At 61.0% G+C, this 18,186-nt stretch carries 21 protein-coding genes; 10 read left to right on the forward strand and 11 right to left on the reverse strand.

The window, feature by feature from the left end; genetic code table 11:
• Positions 1-138 precede the first annotated feature (138 nt).
• The 6 genes from LVD08_RS05710 to LVD08_RS05735 all read left to right on the forward strand — a co-directional run bounded on the left by LVD08_RS05710 (position 139) and on the right by LVD08_RS05735 (position 6,929).
• Complete coding sequence (locus LVD08_RS05710; RefSeq protein ID WP_003222962.1) at positions 139-1,032, forward strand: 2-hydroxy-3-oxopropionate reductase; 894 nt, start codon at positions 139-141, stop codon at positions 1,030-1,032.
• A gap of 148 nt (positions 1,033-1,180) precedes the next feature.
• A complete protein-coding gene (locus LVD08_RS05715; protein WP_247267690.1) occupies positions 1,181-2,455 on the forward strand; it encodes a glycerate kinase type-2 family protein in 1,275 nt (424 codons plus the stop codon).
• Entirely contained in the window at positions 2,452-3,867 is a 1,416-nt protein-coding gene (gene pyk / locus LVD08_RS05720; RefSeq protein ID WP_247267691.1) for a pyruvate kinase, read from the forward strand. The genes LVD08_RS05715 and pyk overlap by 4 nt, the downstream gene beginning before the upstream one ends.
• Positions 3,868-4,067: 200 nt before the next feature.
• Positions 4,068-4,982, forward strand: a complete 915-nt coding sequence (locus tag LVD08_RS05725; protein WP_247267692.1) for an urea transporter — start codon at positions 4,068-4,070, stop codon at positions 4,980-4,982.
• A 21-nt stretch (positions 4,983-5,003) separates the two neighbouring features.
• Complete coding sequence (locus tag LVD08_RS05730; protein ID WP_103369706.1) at positions 5,004-5,828, forward strand: ion transporter; 825 nt, start codon at positions 5,004-5,006, stop codon at positions 5,826-5,828.
• 105 nt (positions 5,829-5,933) lie between these two features.
• On the forward strand, positions 5,934-6,929 hold the full coding sequence (locus LVD08_RS05735) for a sulfate ABC transporter substrate-binding protein (protein WP_096796240.1): 996 nt from the start codon (positions 5,934-5,936) through the stop codon (positions 6,927-6,929).
• A 184-nt stretch (positions 6,930-7,113) separates the two neighbouring features.
• Here LVD08_RS05735 and LVD08_RS05740 read toward each other — a convergent pair whose 3' ends face one another.
• Positions 7,114-7,734: a DUF5666 domain-containing protein gene (locus LVD08_RS05740; protein WP_247267693.1), complete on the reverse strand. Its 621-nt coding sequence runs from the start codon at positions 7,732-7,734 to the stop codon at positions 7,114-7,116.
• Positions 7,735-7,977: 243 nt separating this feature from the next.
• On the opposite strand from LVD08_RS05740, the gene LVD08_RS05745 reads away from it, so the two are divergent.
• Positions 7,978-9,165: an MFS transporter gene (locus LVD08_RS05745; protein ID WP_247267694.1), complete on the forward strand. Its 1,188-nt coding sequence runs from the start codon at positions 7,978-7,980 to the stop codon at positions 9,163-9,165.
• A 58-nt stretch (positions 9,166-9,223) separates the two neighbouring features.
• Here LVD08_RS05745 and LVD08_RS05750 read toward each other — a convergent pair whose 3' ends face one another.
• A complete protein-coding gene (locus LVD08_RS05750; protein ID WP_007961664.1) occupies positions 9,224-9,628 on the reverse strand; it encodes a type II toxin-antitoxin system HicB family antitoxin in 405 nt (134 codons plus the stop codon).
• The gene (locus tag LVD08_RS05755; RefSeq protein WP_027613935.1) at positions 9,628-9,840 is read right to left on the reverse strand and encodes a type II toxin-antitoxin system HicA family toxin; all 213 of its coding nucleotides are present in this window, start codon (positions 9,838-9,840) and stop codon (positions 9,628-9,630) included. The genes LVD08_RS05750 and LVD08_RS05755 overlap by 1 nt, the downstream gene beginning before the upstream one ends.
• A 267-nt stretch (positions 9,841-10,107) precedes the next feature.
• Here LVD08_RS05755 and LVD08_RS05760 point away from each other — a divergent pair, with 267 nt between their 5' ends.
• The 3 genes from LVD08_RS05760 (at position 10,108) to LVD08_RS05770 (ending at position 12,117) form a co-directional block, all read left to right on the forward strand.
• Positions 10,108-10,995 (forward strand): LysR family transcriptional regulator, encoded by an 888-nt coding sequence (locus LVD08_RS05760; protein ID WP_103368093.1) that lies wholly within the window; start codon positions 10,108-10,110, stop codon positions 10,993-10,995.
• A gap of 82 nt (positions 10,996-11,077) precedes the next feature.
• Entirely contained in the window at positions 11,078-11,545 is a 468-nt protein-coding gene (locus tag LVD08_RS05765; RefSeq protein ID WP_247267695.1) for a helix-turn-helix domain-containing protein, read from the forward strand.
• Entirely contained in the window at positions 11,542-12,117 is a 576-nt protein-coding gene (locus LVD08_RS05770; protein ID WP_247267696.1) for a PIN domain-containing protein, read from the forward strand. The genes LVD08_RS05765 and LVD08_RS05770 overlap by 4 nt, the downstream gene beginning before the upstream one ends.
• A gap of 58 nt (positions 12,118-12,175) precedes the next feature.
• Here LVD08_RS05770 and LVD08_RS05775 read toward each other — a convergent pair whose 3' ends face one another.
• From LVD08_RS05775 to LVD08_RS05810, 8 genes are read right to left on the reverse strand one after another with little or no spacing between them, the layout of a single operon-like run.
• Positions 12,176-12,580, reverse strand: coding sequence for a hypothetical protein (locus LVD08_RS05775; protein WP_134785764.1), 405 nt, complete (start codon positions 12,578-12,580; stop codon positions 12,176-12,178).
• 27 nt (positions 12,581-12,607) lie between these two features.
• Positions 12,608-13,810, reverse strand: coding sequence for a c-type cytochrome biogenesis protein CcmI (gene ccmI / locus LVD08_RS05780; RefSeq protein ID WP_247267697.1), 1,203 nt, complete (start codon positions 13,808-13,810; stop codon positions 12,608-12,610).
• A complete protein-coding gene (locus LVD08_RS05785; protein ID WP_225138002.1) occupies positions 13,807-14,277 on the reverse strand; it encodes a cytochrome c-type biogenesis protein in 471 nt (156 codons plus the stop codon). The genes ccmI and LVD08_RS05785 overlap by 4 nt, the downstream gene beginning before the upstream one ends.
• Entirely contained in the window at positions 14,274-14,810 is a 537-nt protein-coding gene (locus tag LVD08_RS05790) for a DsbE family thiol:disulfide interchange protein (RefSeq protein ID WP_041072930.1), read from the reverse strand. The genes LVD08_RS05785 and LVD08_RS05790 overlap by 4 nt, the downstream gene beginning before the upstream one ends.
• Positions 14,807-16,795: a heme lyase CcmF/NrfE family subunit gene (locus LVD08_RS05795; RefSeq protein WP_247267698.1), complete on the reverse strand. Its 1,989-nt coding sequence runs from the start codon at positions 16,793-16,795 to the stop codon at positions 14,807-14,809. The genes LVD08_RS05790 and LVD08_RS05795 overlap by 4 nt, the downstream gene beginning before the upstream one ends.
• A 3-nt stretch (positions 16,796-16,798) precedes the next feature.
• Entirely contained in the window at positions 16,799-17,254 is a 456-nt protein-coding gene (ccmE, locus tag LVD08_RS05800) for a cytochrome c maturation protein CcmE (RefSeq protein WP_041072935.1), read from the reverse strand.
• Complete coding sequence (ccmD, locus tag LVD08_RS05805; RefSeq protein WP_115987129.1) at positions 17,251-17,427, reverse strand: heme exporter protein CcmD; 177 nt, start codon at positions 17,425-17,427, stop codon at positions 17,251-17,253. Before ccmD ends, ccmE begins: the two co-directional genes overlap by 4 nt.
• Entirely contained in the window at positions 17,424-18,179 is a 756-nt protein-coding gene (locus LVD08_RS05810) for a heme ABC transporter permease (RefSeq protein ID WP_003222943.1), read from the reverse strand. Before LVD08_RS05810 ends, ccmD begins: the two co-directional genes overlap by 4 nt.
• Positions 18,180-18,186: the final 7 nt, after the last annotated feature.

An 18,186-nucleotide genomic window follows, 5' to 3' on the forward strand; every position in this document is an offset into this window, starting at 1 on the left:
GGCGGTGGGGCTGGGGGGGGGGGTGGACACACCAACGGGTATTTGGACTCCCCCCCGCCTTCCGCACGATACCCCGCTCCCACCCAAAGCAACACCCCCTATTTCGCTTGAGCAAGACAAAAACAAGAGGATTTTCTCATGGCTAAAATCGGATTTATCGGCACCGGCATCATGGGCCACCCAATGGCTTCGAACCTGCAGAAAGCCGGTCACAGCCTGTTCCTGTCGGCGCACCACGACGCCGCTCCAGCCGACCTGGTTGCCGCTGGCGCGGTCGCCCTGGCCAACCCGCGCGAAGTGGCGCAGGAAGCTGAATTCATCATCGTCATGGTGCCGGACACCCCGCAGGTCGACGACGTGCTGTTCCGCGCCGACGGCGTTGCTGCCGGCATCGGCAAAGGCAAAGTCGTGATCGACATGAGCTCGATCTCGCCGACCGCCACCAAGGCTTTCGCCAAGAAGATCAACGAAAAAGGCGCGCAATACCTCGACGCCCCGGTATCCGGTGGTGAAGTCGGCGCCAAGGCTGCGACCCTGAGCATCATGGTCGGTGGCGACGCCGATGCCTTCGAACGCGCACTGCCGCTGTTCCAGGCCATGGGCAAGAACATCACCCTGGTCGGCGGTAATGGAGACGGTCAGACCGCCAAAGTGGCGAACCAGATCATCGTCGCGCTGAACATTCAGGCCGTGGCTGAAGCCCTGCTGTTCGCTTCGAAAAACGGTGCTGATCCGGCCAAGGTGCGTGAAGCGCTGATGGGCGGTTTCGCTTCGTCGAAGATCCTCGAAGTGCACGGCGAGCGCATGATCAAAGGCACCTTCGATCCGGGCTTCCGCATCAGCCTGCACCAGAAGGACCTGAACCTGGCCCTGCAAGGCGCCAAGGAGCTGAACATCAACCTGCCGAACACCGCCAACGCCCAGCAAGTGTTCAGCACCTGCGCGGCCATCGGTGGCAGCAACTGGGACCACTCGGCGCTGATCAAGGGCCTGGAACACATGGCCAACTTCTCGATTCGCGACAAAAAATAAAGCCTTCATTAAACCTGTAGGAGTGAGCCTGCTCGCGATGAAATCGCCGCGGTGAGTCAGATTTACCGCGCTGCCTGAATCGCGAGCAGGCTCACTCCTACAAGATCCGAGTTGCCCTTTCGAATAACAAGAATTCCGGGAGCCCGCCATGTCGGTCGATCCGCAACAACTGCTGCGCGAGCTGTTTGCCACAGCCATCGACGCGGCCCATCCGAACCAAGTCCTCGAAGCCCATCTGCCCGCCGATCGCACGGGTCGGGTGATCGTCATCGGCGCCGGCAAAGCCGCAGCTGCCATGGCCCAGGTGGTCGAGCGCTGCTGGCAGGGTGAAGTATCCGGTCTGGTGGTGACCCGTTACGGTCACGGCGCTCCGTGCGAAAAAATCGAAGTGGTCGAAGCCGCGCATCCGGTACCGGACGCTGCCGGTCTGGCCGTGGCCAAACGCGTACTGGAACTGGTCAGCAATCTGACTGAAGACGACCGCGTGATCTTCCTGCTGTCCGGCGGCGGTTCTGCCCTGCTCGCGCTGCCAGCCGAAGGCATCACCCTGGCCGACAAGCAGTCGATCAACAAAGCCCTGCTTAAATCCGGCGCGACCATCGGCGAGATGAACTGCGTGCGCAAGCACCTCTCGGCGATCAAGGGCGGCCGCCTCGGCAAGGCTTGCTGGCCTGCCACCGTCTACACCTACGCAATTTCCGATGTACCGGGCGACCTCGCCACGGTCATCGCCTCCGGCCCGACCGTGGCCGACCCGAGCACTTCGGCCGAAGCGCTGGCGATCCTCAAGCGCTACAACATTGAAGTCCCGGCCTCGGTGCGCACCTGGCTGCAAAGCCCGGAATCGGAAACGGTCAAACCCGGTGATCCGAGCCTCGCTCGCAGCCATTTCCAGTTGATCGCCCGCCCGCAGCAATCGCTGGATGCAGCGGCGGTGAAATGCCGTCAGGCCGGTTTCAGCACATTGATCCTTGGCGACCTGGAAGGTGAGTCACGTGAAGTGGCGAAGGTCCACGCCGGCATTGCTCGGCAGATCATCAATCATGGGCAGCCACTCGCTGCGCCGTGCGTGATTCTCTCCGGCGGTGAAACCACGGTGACCGTGCGCGGCAATGGCCGTGGCGGACGCAACGCCGAATTCCTCTTGAGCCTCACCGACAGCCTCAAGGGCCAGCCAGGCGTTTATGCGCTGGCCGGCGACACCGACGGCATCGACGGTTCGGAAGACAACGCCGGCGCAATCATGACCCCGGACAGCTACGCCCGCGCCGCCGCCCTCGGTTTGAGCGCCAGCGACGAGCTGGATAACAACAACGGTTACGGTTACTTCGAGGCGCTCGACGCGCTGATCGTCACCGAGCCGACCCGCACCAACGTCAACGACTTCCGCGCCATCCTGATCCTTGAGAACTGCAAATCATGACGCCTGATAAAAAGGTCAAAATCCTCGCCACCCTCGGGCCTGCCGTCGATGGCATCGAAGATATCCGTGAACTGGTCGAGGCCGGGGTCAACATCTTCCGCCTGAACTTCAGCCACGGCGATCACGCCGACCACGCCAAGCGCTATCAGTGGATCCGCGAAGTCGAACGCCAGCTCAACTATCCGCTGGGCATTCTGATGGATTTGCAGGGGCCGAAACTGCGCGTCGGCAAGTTCGCCGACGGCAAGGTGCAACTGCATCGCGGTCAGGCGTTCCGCCTCGATCTGGACGCCACACCCGGCGATGAACGTCGGGTGAATCTGCCGCATCCGGAGATCATCGCCGCGCTGGAAGCCGGCATGGATCTGCTGCTGGATGACGGCAAACTGCGCCTGCGCGTGGTCAGCAAATACACCGACGCGATCGACACCACCGTGCTCGCCGGCGGCGAACTGTCGGACCGCAAAGGCGTGAACGTGCCGCAGGCGGTGCTCGATTTGAGCCCGCTGACCGCCAAGGATCGCCGCGACCTGAGCTTCGGTCTGGAGCTGGGCGTGGACTGGGTGGCGCTGTCGTTCGTGCAGCGTCCGCAGGACATTCTCGAAGCCCGCGAACTGATCGGCGACAAGGCCTTTCTGATGGCGAAAATCGAGAAGCCGTCAGCGGTTGAACAACTGCGCGAAATCGCCGAACTGAGCGACGCGATCATGGTGGCGCGCGGTGACCTCGGTGTCGAAGTGCCGGCGGAAAGCGTGCCGCAGATCCAGAAAAACATCATCACAACCTGCCGTGAACTCGGCAAACCGGTGGTGGTGGCGACGCAGATGCTCGAATCGATGCGCTTCTCCCCGGCACCGACCCGTGCTGAAGTCACTGACGTGGCCAACGCTGTGGCTGAAGGCGCGGATGCAGTGATGCTTTCGGCCGAAACCGCGTCCGGCGAATACCCGCTGGAAGCGGTGCAGATGATGAGCAAGATCATCCGCCAGGTGGAGAACGGTCCGGACTATCAGACGCAGCTCGACGTCAGCCGACCGAAAGCCGAAGCGACGGTGTCCGATGCGATCAGTTGCGCGATCCGCCGCATCAGCAACGTGCTGCCTGTGGCGGTGCTGGTCAACTACAGCGAGTCGGGCGCCTCGACATTACGTGCGGCGCGGGAACGGCCGAAAGCGCCGATCCTCAACCTGACGCCGAACCTGCAAACGGCACGACGTTTGAGTGTGGCGTGGGGTATTCATTCGGTGGTCAACGATCGCCTGCGTCAGGTCGATGAAGTGTGTTCGACCGCGCTGGAAATCGCCCAGGCGCAAGGCATGGCCGAGCGTGGCGATACCTTGTTGATCACCGCCGGCGTGCCGTTCGGGCAGCCGGGATCGACCAACTCACTGCGGATCGAGACATTGATCTGACTAGCAACACAAAACCTGTGGCGAGGGAGCTTGCTCCCGCTCGGCTGCGCAGCAGTCGTCGCTTTTAGGGCATGACGGTTTTCACAGAAGAACCGCATTGACCCATTTTAGGGCCGCTTCGCGACCCAGCGGGAGCAAGCTCCCTCGCCACAGTTATTGGCAAGACCTTTTGATTTTCCAACTGCCCAGATTTTCTCAACATGCCTGCCAATCATTTCAACACCCACTGCCCCGACTGGGCCGAGGCTTTGCTCAACGGTTTCAGTCAGATATTCCTTCAGCGCCACCCGCTATGCGGCCTGTTGTGCCTGCTGGCGATCCTGCTCACTGCGCCGGTGCTGTTTGCCGGCGCGCTGCTCGGGGCGGTCGCTGGATTGCTCACTGCACAGCGACGTAACTATGCCAAGGCGGATCGTCAGGCCGGTTTGTTCAGCTACAACGGCGTGCTGCTCGGCTTGTTGCTGAGTCTGTATTTCCCCTGGTCACCGCTGCTGCCGCCGCTGATTCTGGCGGCTGGCGGCGTCAGTGCGATGCTCACTCAGCAATGGCTCAAACACGTTTACCGCAGTCGATCGATACCGGCCTACACCTCGCCATTCGTGGCCATCGGCTGGATCCTGCTGCTGTTCGCCGAGCCGTCCGCGCCGACAGCGCACATCGAGATGAACACGCTGAATTTGCTCGCCGCTGAGTTGCGTGGACTGGGTCAGGTGATGTTCCTTGATCATCCACTGGCCGGCGCATTGATCGCCATTGGCTTGTTGATCGCTGATCGCCGCGCCTTTTGCTGGGCATTATTCGCGTCAGCCATCGGCCTTGCGTCCAGTCTGCTGCACCACGAAACCGGCGCGGCATTGCTGGGACTGGGCAGTTACAACGCGGTACTCGCCGCCCTCGCCTTCAGTGCGCAGCGCAAGCAACCGTGGCTGTCGCTGCTGGGCATCGTCCTTGCGCTGCTGGTCACCCCGCTGTTCGTCGCTCTCGGTCTGGCGACGCTGACCGCGCCGTTCATCCTCGCTTGCTGGCTGATCCGCGCCGGGATCCAGATGCTTGGCAAAGCGGCCGTCGACGCCACGCCTTGCGCACAGGGGGACAATCAACCTAGGCTGCGCTGATCTTCAATTCAGGCGTTATCCATGGACAGCAGCAACAGTTGGCGCGAACGGCTTTACGTGATGATTTTCCAGAGCGACACCCTCGCCGGGCGGCGCTTCGACGGCACATTGCTGTTGATCATCCTTGCCAGCCTGGTGGTGGTGATGCTCGACAGCATCGACAGCATTCACCAGAACTACGCCAATGTGCTGGCCTACATCGAGTGGGGTTTCACCGTCATTTTTCTCGGTGAATACATCCTGCGCCTGTATTGCTCACCGAAACCGTTGCGCTACGCCTTCAGTTTCTACGGACTGGTGGATCTGCTGGCGATCGTACCGGGAATTCTGGCGCTGTATTACAGCGATGCGCAGTACCTGCTGATCATCCGCATCATCCGGATGCTGCGGATCTTTCGCGTGCTCAAGCTCAGCCCGTACCTCAAGCAAGCCAACTACCTGATGTCGGCGCTGCGTGGCAGCAAGCAGAAGATCGTGGTGTTTCTGGTCAGCGTCTGCACCCTGGTGACGGTGTTCGGCACCCTGATGTACGTGATCGAAGGCCCGGAACATGGCTTCACCAGCATCCCCAAAGGCATCTATTGGGCTATTGTGACGTTGACCACCGTCGGCTTCGGCGACATCGTGCCGAAGACCCCGCTGGGCCAGGTGATTTCGTCGCTGGTGATGATCACCGGTTACTCGATCATCGCCGTGCCCACCGGGATTTTCACTGCAGAACTGGCCAACGCCATGCGCGGCGAACAGCTGCAACATGACTGCCCGGTTTGCAAGAAAAACAGCCATGAACAGAACGCAGCGTTTTGCTCGCGGTGCGGCAGTCAGCTGTTTAAGAAAGTGGAATAAGCACAGAGCTTTTTAATCTTTAAATGACTATGCCAGCCCGGCTATAGTCGCTGGCAAAACGGTATCACCCCCGACCGTTATCACCGACACAACAAGGAATGCGCAGTGAAAAAACTCTTTGGCGCCTCACTTCTCGCCGCCGGTCTTGCCTTTGGCAGCGTGGCTCAAGCCGCACCGACCCTGCTTAACGTCTCCTATGACGTGATGCGCGATTTCTACAAGGATTACAACACTGCGTTCCAGAAACACTGGCAGGCCGAGCACAACGAAAACATCACCGTGCAAATGTCCTTCGGCGGTTCGAGCAAGCAGGCGCGTTCGGTGATCGACGGCCTGCCGGCTGACGTCATCACCATGAACATGGCGACCGACATCAACGCCCTCGCCGACAACGGCAAACTGGTGCCGGAAAACTGGGTCAGCCGCCTGCCGAACAACAGCGCACCGTTCACCTCGGCCACCGTGTTCATCGTCCGCAAAGGCAACCCGAAAGCCCTGAAAGACTGGCCGGACCTGCTCAAGGACGGCGTGCAAGTGATCGTGCCGAACCCGAAAACTTCGGGCAACGGCCGCTACACCTACCTCTCGGCCTGGGGCTACGTGCTGAAAAACGGCGGTGACGAGAACAAAGCCAAGGACTTCGTCGGCAAACTGTTCAAGCAGGCGCCGGTGCTCGATACCGGTGGCCGTGCCGCGACTACCACGTTCATGACCAACCAGATCGGCGACGTGCTGGTGACCTTCGAGAACGAAGCCGAGATGATCGCTCGCGAGTTCGGTCGCGATCAGTTCGAGGTGATCTACCCAAGCGTCTCCGCCGAGGCCGAACCACCGGTGTCGGTGGTCGACAAAGTGGTCGACAAAAAAGGCACCCGCGCCGCCGCCGATGAATACCTGAAATATCTGTGGTCGCCGGAAGGTCAGGAAATCGCCGCCGCCAACTACCTGCGTCCACGGGACCCGGCAGTGCTGGCGAAGTACACCGACCGTTTCCCGAAAGTCGACTTCCTGTCGGTTGAAAAGACCTTCGGTGACTGGCGTTCGGTACAGAAGACCCACTTCAATGATGGCGGGATCTTTGATCAGATCTACAGCCAGTAAGATTTGGCGGACATGAAAAAGGCGACCTCAACAGGGCGCCTTTTTTGTGGGCATTGGAAATCACCACACCTCCCCCTGTGGGAGCGGGCTTGCTCGCAAAAGCGGTGTGTCAGATACATGTTTTTGACTGACACACCGCCTTCGCGAGCAAGCCCGCTCCCACAGGGGATTGTTTGTCAGCCAGTTACATCGGTGGGGTCACGCCATCCTTGCCGGCGGAAATCGATTGCGCGGTCAACGTGCCGTCTGCGTCCTGGGTCACGAAGCTGACAATCTTCACCCCGACCTTGAGCAAGCTGCGATCCCCCGGCATCAGGTTGACGATCGGCACGTCCTCCGGCACCAGTATCTTCTGCTGCCCGCCCTTGTAGTTGACGGTCAGCACCCGGCCATTGCTGACCACCAGATCACCGACACTGCCATTGGTCATGCTGCTGCCCTTGGCCAGATCAAACGGCCGGTGGCCGTCACCGCTGCCGGCCAGTTCCGGCGGGAATACGTGCACTTCCATTGCCTTGAGGGTGCCATCTTCCTGCGGCATGGCGGCCGAGCCAATGTAGCTGCCGGGTTTGATGTCTTCGATATTCGCCAGCGTGACGGCACGCACCTTGGTGTCCGCAGTCAACCGGATCACCACGTTCTCGCCGCTGTTGACGTGGACTTTCAGCGAATCGGCGCTGACCCCGGTGATCTCACCGCGCACGCCGAGACGCATACCCGGGGCATCAGCGGCCTGCACCGCATTGGCACTGAGCAGGCCAATCAAGGCAATCGTGGTGGTGTGACGCAGCAGCTGGCGCAACATGGCAATCCTCCGTTGATGAACAGTAAAAGCGCAGCGGTAAACATAAGCACGCTATCGAAGAAGATGTAAGTGAATGTATCATCAGCCCTCCCCGGCCGGACGCAAGGTTCGCCGATGGACGACACCGCCGTTGAAGCCAATCATTCCGCAACGGAATAACTGATATCGATACAAGGCTTCTACCGCCGCTTCGGTGCGTCCCTTAGCCTCACCGCATTCCCTTTCGCTGGATCGAGAAACCTTATGAACGCCACAACTCACGCAATGACCCGAGGCATGGTGCTGCTGTTCGCCTTCTGCTGCGGCGCGATCGTCGCCAACATTTACTACGCGCAACCCATCATCGGGCTGATCGCGCCGGACATTGGTCTTTCCGACACCATGGCCAGCTTCATCGTCTCGCTGACGCAGATCGGTTATGCGCTGGGCCTGTTCTTCCTGGTGCCGCTGGGCGACCTGCTGGAAAACCGCCGACTGATGATCATCACCACTGTAGTGGCGATTGCCAGCCTGCTCGGTGCAGCGTTCACCAGCCAGCCGAATGTGTTTTTGCTGATCTCGTTGCTGGTGGGCTTCAGTTCGGTGTCGGTGCAAATCCTGATTCCGCTGGCCGCGCACCTGGCGCCGGAAGAATCCCGGGGCCGGGTGGTCGGCGGGATCATGGGCGGCTTGTTGCTGGGCATTCTGCTGGCGCGACCGGTGTCGAGCGTGGTGGCTGACCATTTCGGCTGGCGTGCGATGTTCATGATTGCTGCGGCGTTGATGGCAGCGATCAGCGTGGTGCTGGCGCTGACCGTGCCCAAGCGCCAACCGGATCACAGCGCGTCCTACGGCCAGTTGCTCGGCTCGCTGTGGACGCTGCTGCGCCAGCAACCGGTGCTGCGTCAGCGGGCGTTTTATCAGGGCTGCATGTTCGCCACCTTCAGCCTGTTCTGGACAGCGGTGCCGCTGGAACTGGCGCGCAACCATGGCCTGTCGCAAAGCGAGATCGCGATCTTCGCGCTGGTCGGTGCCATCGGTGCCATCGCCGCGCCGATCAGCGGACGCCTGGCAGACGCCGGCCACACCCGCATCGCTTCCTTGCTGGCCATGCTGTTCGCCAGCCTGAGCTTCCTGCCGGCCTTCATTCACCCGGCCTACAGCGTCATCAGCCTCGCGGTGACCGGCGTGGTACTGGACTTCTGCGTGCAGATGAACATGGTTCTCGGCCAGCGCGCGGTCTACTCGCTGGACGCCAAAAGCCGTGGTCGCCTCAACGCGCTGTACATGACCAGCATCTTCATCGGCGGCGCTTTCGGCTCGTCGGTCGCCAGTGCGGTGTATGAGCATGGCGGCTGGTTGTGGATCGTGATTGTCGGCAGCGCCTTCCCGCTGCTGGCGTTGTTGCGGTTCCTGAGTGCGTCGCAGCGTGGTGCTTTGGCAACGGCGTAAGATGTCGAGCAAGCTCGCTCCCACAGGTTGCTCACTGGGCCTGTGAGAGCGATGACGCTTAATACCGAACCAGCTTCTCCATCGCCGCATCTGCCAGAAACGAAGAGCGGCTTTTGACATTGTGTTCACGCACATAGCGATCGATGCGCTGGATCACATAGCCTGGCAACGTCACGTTGACCTTCTCGGTCTTGCCCATGTACGGCGAGATATCCAGCTCGAGCATCCCCCAGCCCATGTCGGCAAACTCCGGATTATTGCGATGCGCCGCTGCCGACGTCGGCATCGGAATCGATTCCCCGTCCGCCGCCATCTCCTGCAACATGAGATGGGCGACTTCAACGGCTGCGTTATAGGCGTCCTCGAAAGTGTCCCCGGCCGTGACGGCGCCGGGAATGTCAGGTATCTGAATACCGATGGCGGTGTTGTCGTCACCCCATTCGATGCAGATCGGATATTGCATTATGGATCTCCCTTGTAGCTGGCTGGCGGGTGGTACAACCCGGCACGCCTCCTGATGCTTTTGACCGTCCCCAGCGGCAAATCCTTTTTAGGGTGAGGAACGGGAATGGTGTACGGGTTGTAACGATGCGTGAAGATGTGATGACTGCCGGTGACTCGATCCAGCGTCCAGCCTGCCTCCTCCAGCTCCTTGATCAATAGCCTGCTTTGCACCTACCGCCTCCTTGCTTCGGCCGAATAAAAGTAACCCTAGAGTTATCTTTACTCAAGCACATAAATCTGCAGGACGACGTTTGGTTGTTTTACCGCATGTGATTGAATGGACGCGGATTACACTCAGCACCCTATTCCCTGTGGGAGCGGGCTTGCTCGCGAAGGCGTTGGATCAGCCAATACATGTGCTGAATGTCAGACCGCTTTCGCGAGCAAGCCCGCTCCCACAAGGGGACTACGACAACTTTCAGATTTGCAGGAAGAATGATGGACCGCCTCGCCGCCATGGAAACCTTCGTCTACGTGGTCGAAACCGGCTCCTTTTCCGCCGCCGCCCGACGGCTGAATATCGGCCAGCCCGCCGTGTCGAAAACCATCGCTCAGTTGGAAAAACGCCTGGCGGTCAGCCTGTTGCTGCGCTCGACTCGCGGCCTGACCCCGACCGAAGCCGGACTCGCGTTTTTCGAACGGGCCAGACGCGCCATCGACGAAGCCAACGAAGCCGATAACGCCGCCCGTGGCAGCGCCAGCGGTTTAAGCGGCAACCTGCGGATCAGCGCTGCGGTGACTTTCGGCCGCCTGCACGTCGTGCCGCAGCTGGGGCCGTTTCTCGAGCAGCATCCACAGCTGAACATCGACCTGATGCTCGATGACCGCAATATCAATCTGGTCGAAGAAGGTATCGACGTCGCCCTGCGCATGGGCCCGCTCAGCGACTCCAGCCTCACCGTGCGTAAAATCGCCGACTGTCGCCGCGTAGTGCTCGGCACCCCGGCCTACTTCGCCCGCCACGGCGAGCCGAGCTGCCCTGCCGATTTGGATAAGCACCAAGGCATCGTCTACAACCTCAGCGGCGGCGCCACCTGGACCTTCACTCAGGGCAGCGAACAACAGACGCAAACCCTCACCGGCCGCCTGCGGGTCAGCGCCGCCGAGGGTTTGCGTGCAGCCGTGCTGGCCGACCAGGGCCTGACCATCGCCTCGCAATGGATGTTCGCCCCGGAGCTGGCAAGCGGTGCGGTCAGGGCGGTGATGAGTGACTGGCGTTTGCCGGATCAGGACTTGTGGGCGGTGTTTCCCACGGGGCGGATGGTCAGTACGAAGGCGCGGGCGTTTGTGGAGTACATGGAAAATTTGCTGAAACACCTGACCTGACAGGCCGCGTTTCGTTTATTGCGATTTTCGTTTAATTCGAATAACGTTTCAGCATCCTCTATTCAGAATGCTGGAATCCATTATGTCGATCGTCCTTCACCCCTCTATCAACTTCCCGGTGGAGCGCGAAGTCAAAGCCGCAATTGAAGGCAAACGCGCGCTTGCCGCCTACCTCGCGACCCAATTCGAAACCCAGCACATCCAGATTTTCGACGAACAGAACCAGGCGCATCAGGTCGAGCTGCCGACCTCGGCATTACAACTGCTGATGGATATTCTGGCGGCGCTGGCCGAGGGTAACGCGGTCAAAGTCGTACCGGTGCACGCCGAGCTGACCACTCAGGAAGCCGCCGACTTGCTCAACGTCTCACGCCCGCACCTGATAAAACTGCTGGAAAGTGGCGAGTTGTCCTACCACAAAACCGGCAAGCACCGACGTGTGCGTTTCGCCGATTTGATGGACTATAAAACCCGGCGCGACACCGCCAGCGAGCAGGCAATGGCGCTTCTCGCGGAGCAGGCACAGGCGTTAAGGACAGGATACGAGTGAGGCATTCACCTTTCACCGCTGTATACGATGCATGTGTTTTGTACCCCGCCCCATTGAGAGACTTCCTGATGTGGCTCGCGCTATCGGGGCGATTTCGGGCCCGATGGACTCAGCAGATTCACCGCGAATGGAAACGCAATTTATTGAAAAACCGAACCGATCTGACGATAGAGCAACTGGATCGCACGTCCGAGCTTATGGACCGTGCCATTCCGGATGCCTGTGTCTACGATTTTGAGGACCTGATCACCGGACTTTCCTTACCCGATACCAACGACCGCCATGTTCTGGCCGCAGCCATACGCTGTGGTGCAGGGGTGATCGTGACGTTCAACCTGAAAGATTTTCCCGATACCTGCCTCGCCCCCTATGGCGTCGAGGCCCAACACCCTGATGAGTTTGTCGAAAACCTGTTTCACCTTGATCAGGCAGTTGTTATCGCTGCAGCGCAACGGCAGCGCCAACAACTTAAATTGCCGCCAATAGCCGTTGAGCCGTTTCTGGATCTTTTGCAGCGACAGGGATTGGTTGAGTCAGTTCGGGCGCTAAGCGCCTATCGTGCGATTCTCTGAATAATCATTTTGTGAACACCAGACAAACAAACGGCGATCCAGAGATCGCCGTTTTTCATTACTGCCCGAACTGTTTGCCCAATCCCGGCGGTACGCCGTGGATATCGGTGTCTTCCCAAGGGCCGTTGGGGCTGACGGAGCGAGTCCAGCCGTTGTTCCAGCGGAAGTAGGTGCGCTGGCGGTAGAAGGTGTTGGGCTGGTCGTCGAGGACGTAGACGCCGAGCTTCTGGTCCCAGTGGCTGTTGCCGCCCGGTGGTGGGGCGAAGCTGGCTGAGGTGCGTGGGACTGGCTTGGACGGTTTGGCCGGGATGCTTTTGCCCGGAGTCGGCGAGGTCGACGGGGTCGGGCTCGGTTGTGACGGCGGGATCGGTGGCAGGTTGGTGGTCGGTTCCGGTCGGTGCACCGCACATGCGCTCATGCTCAAGGCCAATGTGATGACGGAGATGCGGGCGAGGCTGTGCATGGCGGTGCTTTCCTGTGGGTTCCGGGGTTATTTGTCGGGGCTGTCGATGGTCAGTGTTTGCGGCGAGGTGGTGCTGCTGGCCAGCGGGCCGCTGCGACCTACCCACTCCCCGGCGGTTGGCTGACCGGCGCGAGAGATGCGTGCAACCAGTTGGACTTCAGGAAAGTTCGACAGTTTCAACTGCGGCATCATGGCGTCGGCATCGCCCAGTTCGACAGTGACCGGCAGATCGGCCACGGTCAGACGCTTGGCCGCCAGCGGTGCCGGTGGGCCGGAAACGGCGCGGGCGAAGATGAACACGCTGTCGCCCGGTTGCACCTTGCCTTTGAGTTCGCTGGACAGATCCACGCGCACCTTGAGCAGAGCGGCAACCTTGGCGGCCGGCGCTGCGGCGACCTTGCCGCCACTGGCTTGCAGGCGCTCGGTGGCTCGCTCGATCCCGCCCTGCAAGGCGGCGCGGGAGTTGTCGCCCTCTGGCAACTGCGCCAGCAGCCGGTTCCAATAGTCGATTGCCTGCTGATAACGCTCACCCTCGAACGCGGCGATGCCGAGCAGGCCGAGGCTGGTGACTTCTTTCGGATCGGCTTTCAGCGCTTCATCGGTCAGGGCCTGGATCTTGTCCGACCACTTTTTACCGTCGGCGAAATACTGCGCCTGCGCCCACTGGCCGAGCAGCTCCGGCTGGCGACCGGCCAGGTTGGCGGCGCGTTCGAACATCTTGGCCGCATCTGCCGGACGATCCTGGGCCATGTAGGTGCGCCCGAGGAAGTACAGGCCTTCCGCCGAATCCGGTTGCGCGGCGACGGCACGCTCCAGACGTCGGGTCATCTCTTCCATCGACTGCGGCGCCTGGGCGAATTCGCGGGTCAGTTCGACTTTATCGGCAGCACCGAAATGCAGGTACAGCCCCAGGCCCAACACCGGCACCAGCACCGCTGCCAACAACGGCAACGGCTTGCCCAGTCTCGATACACGCGGTGCGGCAACGCCTTCGGTATCGGCGAGCAGCTCACGCGCAGCTTCCGCGCGCCCGCTGTCCATTTGCGCCACATCGAGTACACCTTCAGCCTGCTGCGCTTGCAACTCGGCCACGCGCTCCTGATACAGCGCCACGTTCAGGGCAGTTCGATCCTCTTCACGCTGGGCGCGACGGCCACGCAAAACCGGGATCAGCAGAAAACTCAGGGCGACCAGAAGCAACAGCCCTGCGGCAAGCCAGAAATCAATCATTCTTGGTTTTTATCCAACAGTTGGTCGAGGCGCTGACGCTCTTCGGTTGACAGCGATGGCGGGGTCTCGGTGCGATGCGCGCGGCGTCGGCGAACGATCACCGCGATCACCACCAGACCGCCGAACAACAGACCGGCCGGGCCGAACCACAGCAAGGCTGTCTTGGCATTGAGCGCCGGTTTGTAGCGGACGAAATCACCGTAGCGATCGACCATGAAATCGATGATCTGCTGATTGTCCTTGCCCTCGCCGAGCATGCGGAAAATCTCTTTGCGCAGGTCGGCGGCAATCGGCGCGTTGGAATCGGCAATGTCCTGGTTCTGGCACTTGGGGCAGCGCAGTTCCTTGGTCAGTTCACGAAAGCGCTCGCGATCGCCTTCCTTGGCGAACTCGTAGGTGTCGATCGCGGCATGCGCCACACCGGCCAGACTCAGGCCCAAGACCACGGCAGCGATAAAGCGCTTCATGGCTTGGCCTCATCGACCAGCGCCTGATACTTGGCTGCGAGTTTTTCGCGCCAGACCTGTTCGTCGATCACCCCGACGTACTTGTCGCGGATGATGCCCTTGGCGTCGATGAAGAAGGTTTCCGGCGCGCCGTACACGCCGAGGTTCAGGCCCAGCGAACCTTCGTCGTCACGAATATCCAGTAGGTACGGGTTGTGGAATTCGGCCAGCCACTTCAACGCATCGGCGTTGGTGTCCTTGTAGTTGATGCCGTAGATCACCACACCGCGCTCGGCCAGTTTGTTCAGCACCGGGTGCTCGACCCGGCAGGAAATGCACCAGGTGCCCCAGACGTTGACCAGCGCCGGTTTGCCGAGAATGTCAGCCTTGGTCAGGGTCTTGTCGCCCTGCACATTCGGCAGGCTGAATTCCGGGAAGGGCTTGTTGATCATCGCCGACGGCAGTTCCGCCGGATCGAGGTACAGACCGCGATAAAGAAACACCGCCACCAGCAGGAAAATCGCCAGGGGTACCAGCATCAACCAACGTCTCATGCAGCCGCTCCTTGCAGGCCGAGGGCTTCACGCACCTTGGCTTTGACCTTGACTCGATAACGCCGATCCAGCGCCGCCAGCAATCCGCCCAGACCGGTCAGCAGACCGCCGAACCAGATCCAGCGCACGAACGGTTTGACGTGAACCCGTACCGCCCACGCGCCGTTTTCCAGCGGCTCGCCCAATGCGACGTAGAGATCGCGGGTGAAACCGGCGTCGATCCCGGCCTCGGTCATCATCGAACTCTGCACGGTGTACAGGCGCTTTTCCGGGTGCAGCACGCTGACTTCCTTGCCGTCGCGGATCACCCGAACGGTGCCCTTGTCGGAGGTGAAGTTCGGCCCTTCGAAGTGCTTGGCACCTTCGAACACAAACTGATAACCGGCCAGGGACATCGACTCGCCCGGCGCCAGACGCAGGTCGCGCTCGGCACTGTTCTGACTCGACAGCACCACGCCGAGGGCGCACACGGCGATGCCCAGGTGAGCGATCTGCATACCCCAGTAGCTGCGGGTCAGGGTTGGCAGGCCTTTGATCAGGCCCTTGTGGCGAGTCTTGTCGAAGATGTCGCGCACACCGGCGAGCAACACCCATGCGGCAAGCAGGAACGTCGCGATCACCGCCCAGTTGAAATCGCCGTAAGCGATACCGGCCACCACCGCCAATGCGACGCTGCCGAGCAGCACCGGGGTCAGCATGTTCGCCAGCCACTTCACCGGGGTGTCCTTCCAGCGCACGATCACGCCGACCGCCATCACCACCATCAGCAACGCCATCAACGGGATGAACAACGCGTTGAAGTACGGTGGGCCAACCGACAGTTTGGCGCCGCTCAAGGCATCGAGAATCAGCGGATACAGGGTGCCGAGCAGAATCATCGACGCCGCCACCACCAGCACCAGGTTGTTGCCCAGCAGCAGGGTTTCCCGCGACCACAGGTTGAAGCCGACCTGGCTCTTGACCACCGGAGCGCGCAACGCAAACAGCGTCAGCGAACCGCCGACCACGAACAGCAGGAAGATCAGAATGAACACGCCGCGCTCAGGGTCCGAGGCAAACGCATGTACCGAAGTCAGCACGCCGGAGCGCACGAGGAACGTACCGAGCAGGCTCAACGAAAATGCGGCAATCGCCAGCAACACCGTCCAGCTCTTGAACACGCCACGTTTTTCCGTGACTGCCAGCGAGTGAATCAGCGCGGTGCCGACCAGCCATGGCATGAACGAGGCGTTTTCCACCGGGTCCCAGAACCACCAGCCGCCCCAGCCGAGTTCGTAGTAAGCCCACCACGAACCGAGGGTGATGCCGATGCCGAGGAAGGCCCAGGCGACAATCGTCCAAGGGCGCGACCAGCGTGCCCAGGCGGCGTCGAGACGACCACCGAGCAGTGCGGCAATGGCGAAGGCGAAGGCCACCGAGAACCCGACATAACCCATATAGAGCATCGGTGGATGGACGATCAGGCCGATGTCTTGCAGCAGCGGATTGAGGTCACGCCCATCCGCCGGAATCTGCGGCAGAATCCGCGAGAACGGGTTGGAGGTGAGGATCAGGAACAACAGGAAACCGGTGCTGATCATGCCCATCACCGCCAGCACACGGGCGAGCATGACTTGCGGCAACTGCCGGGAGAATACCGACACGGCGAAGGTCCAGCCACCGAGGATCAACGCCCACAGCAGCAGCGAACCTTCGTGGGCGCCCCACACCGCGCTGAACTTGTAGTACCACGGCAAGGCGCTGTTGGAGTTCATCGCCACATAACCGACCGAGAAATCGTCGGTCATGAACGCGTAGGTCAGGCAACCGAAGGCAAACAGCAGGAACGCAAACTGACCCCACGCCGCCGGCTGGGCCAGGCCCATCCACATACGATCGCCGCGCCACGCACCGAACAGCGGCACCACGGCCTGCACCAGCGCAAAACACAGCGCCAGAATCATCGCCAGATGGCCGAGTTCGGGAATAAACAGTGCAGAAGTCATCGATCAACCCTCCTTCGCTGGGGTCGGTGCCGATTGACCACTGTCTTTCAGCGCTTTGGTCACTTCCGGCGGCATGTACTTCTCGTCGTGCTTGGCCAGCACTTCATCGGCCACCACCACGCCGTCGGCGTTGAGTTTGCCCAATGCGACGATGCCCTGCCCTTCGCGGAACAGATCCGGGAGGATCCCGCGATAGGTGATGGTCACGGCTTTGTTGAAGTCGGTGACAACGAATTTGACGTCCAGTGAGTCCGGCGAACGTTGCAGCGAGCCCTTCTCGACCATGCCGCCGGCGCGGATGCGCGTGTCGTGCGGCGCTTCGCCGTTGGCGATCTGGGTCGGCGTGTAAAACAGGTTGATGTTTTCCTGCAGGGCGCTGAGGGCCAGGCCGACGGCAGCGCCGACCCCGACCAGGATCGCCAGAATGAGGGTCAGACGTTTTTTGCGCAGCGGATTCACTTGCCGTTCTCCCGGCGCAGACGACGCGCCTCTTGTTGCAGATAGCGCTTGCGGGCCGCGATCGGGGCGACCACGTTGAGGATCAGCACCGTCAGACAAATGCCGTAGGCCGACCAGACATACAGGCCATGATGGCCCATGGCGAGGAAGTCGCCGAATGAAGCGAAACTCATCGCGCGGCCTCCAGGCTGTTCTGCACTTCTTCTTTAACCCAACTGGCGCGGGCTTCGCGCTTGAGCACTTCAAGGCGCATGCGCAACAACAGCACGGCGCCGAAGAAGCAGTAGAACCCCAGCACCGTCAGCAACAGCGGCAGCCACATTTCAGCGGGCATCGCCGGTTTTTCCGTGAGGGTGAAGGTCGCGCCCTGGTGCAGGGTGTTCCACCACTCCACCGAGTACTTGATGATCGGGATGTTGATCACCCCGACGATCGCCAGCACGGCGCAGGCCTTGGCGGCGCTGTCACGATTGCTGATGGCATTGCCCAGCGCAATCACGCCGAAATACAGGAACAGCAGAATCAGCATCGACGTCAGCCGCGCATCCCAGACCCACCACGAGCCCCAGGTCGGCTTGCCCCAGATCGCCCCGGTGACCAGCGCCACAGCGGTCATCCACGCGCCGATCGGCGCCGCGCATTGCAGGGCGACGTCGGCCAGTTTCATTTTCCACACCAGCCCGACCACGCCGCATACCGCCAGCATCACGTAGATCGACTGCGCCAGCATCGCCGCCGGAACGTGGATGTAGATGATGCGGAAGCTGTTGCCCTGCTGATAATCCGGCGGCGCGAAGGCCAGGCCCCAGACGACGCCAACGCTGATCAGCAGCAACGCGGCAATGCTCAGCCACGGCAGAAACCTGCTGCTGATGCCGTAGAACCACTTGGGCGAGCCGAGCTTGTGAAACCAGGTCCAGTTCATACTGTTT

Source organism: Pseudomonas sp. YL2 (genome assembly GCF_023063025.1).
Lineage (GTDB): Bacteria > Pseudomonadota > Gammaproteobacteria > Pseudomonadales > Pseudomonadaceae > Aquipseudomonas > Aquipseudomonas putida_A.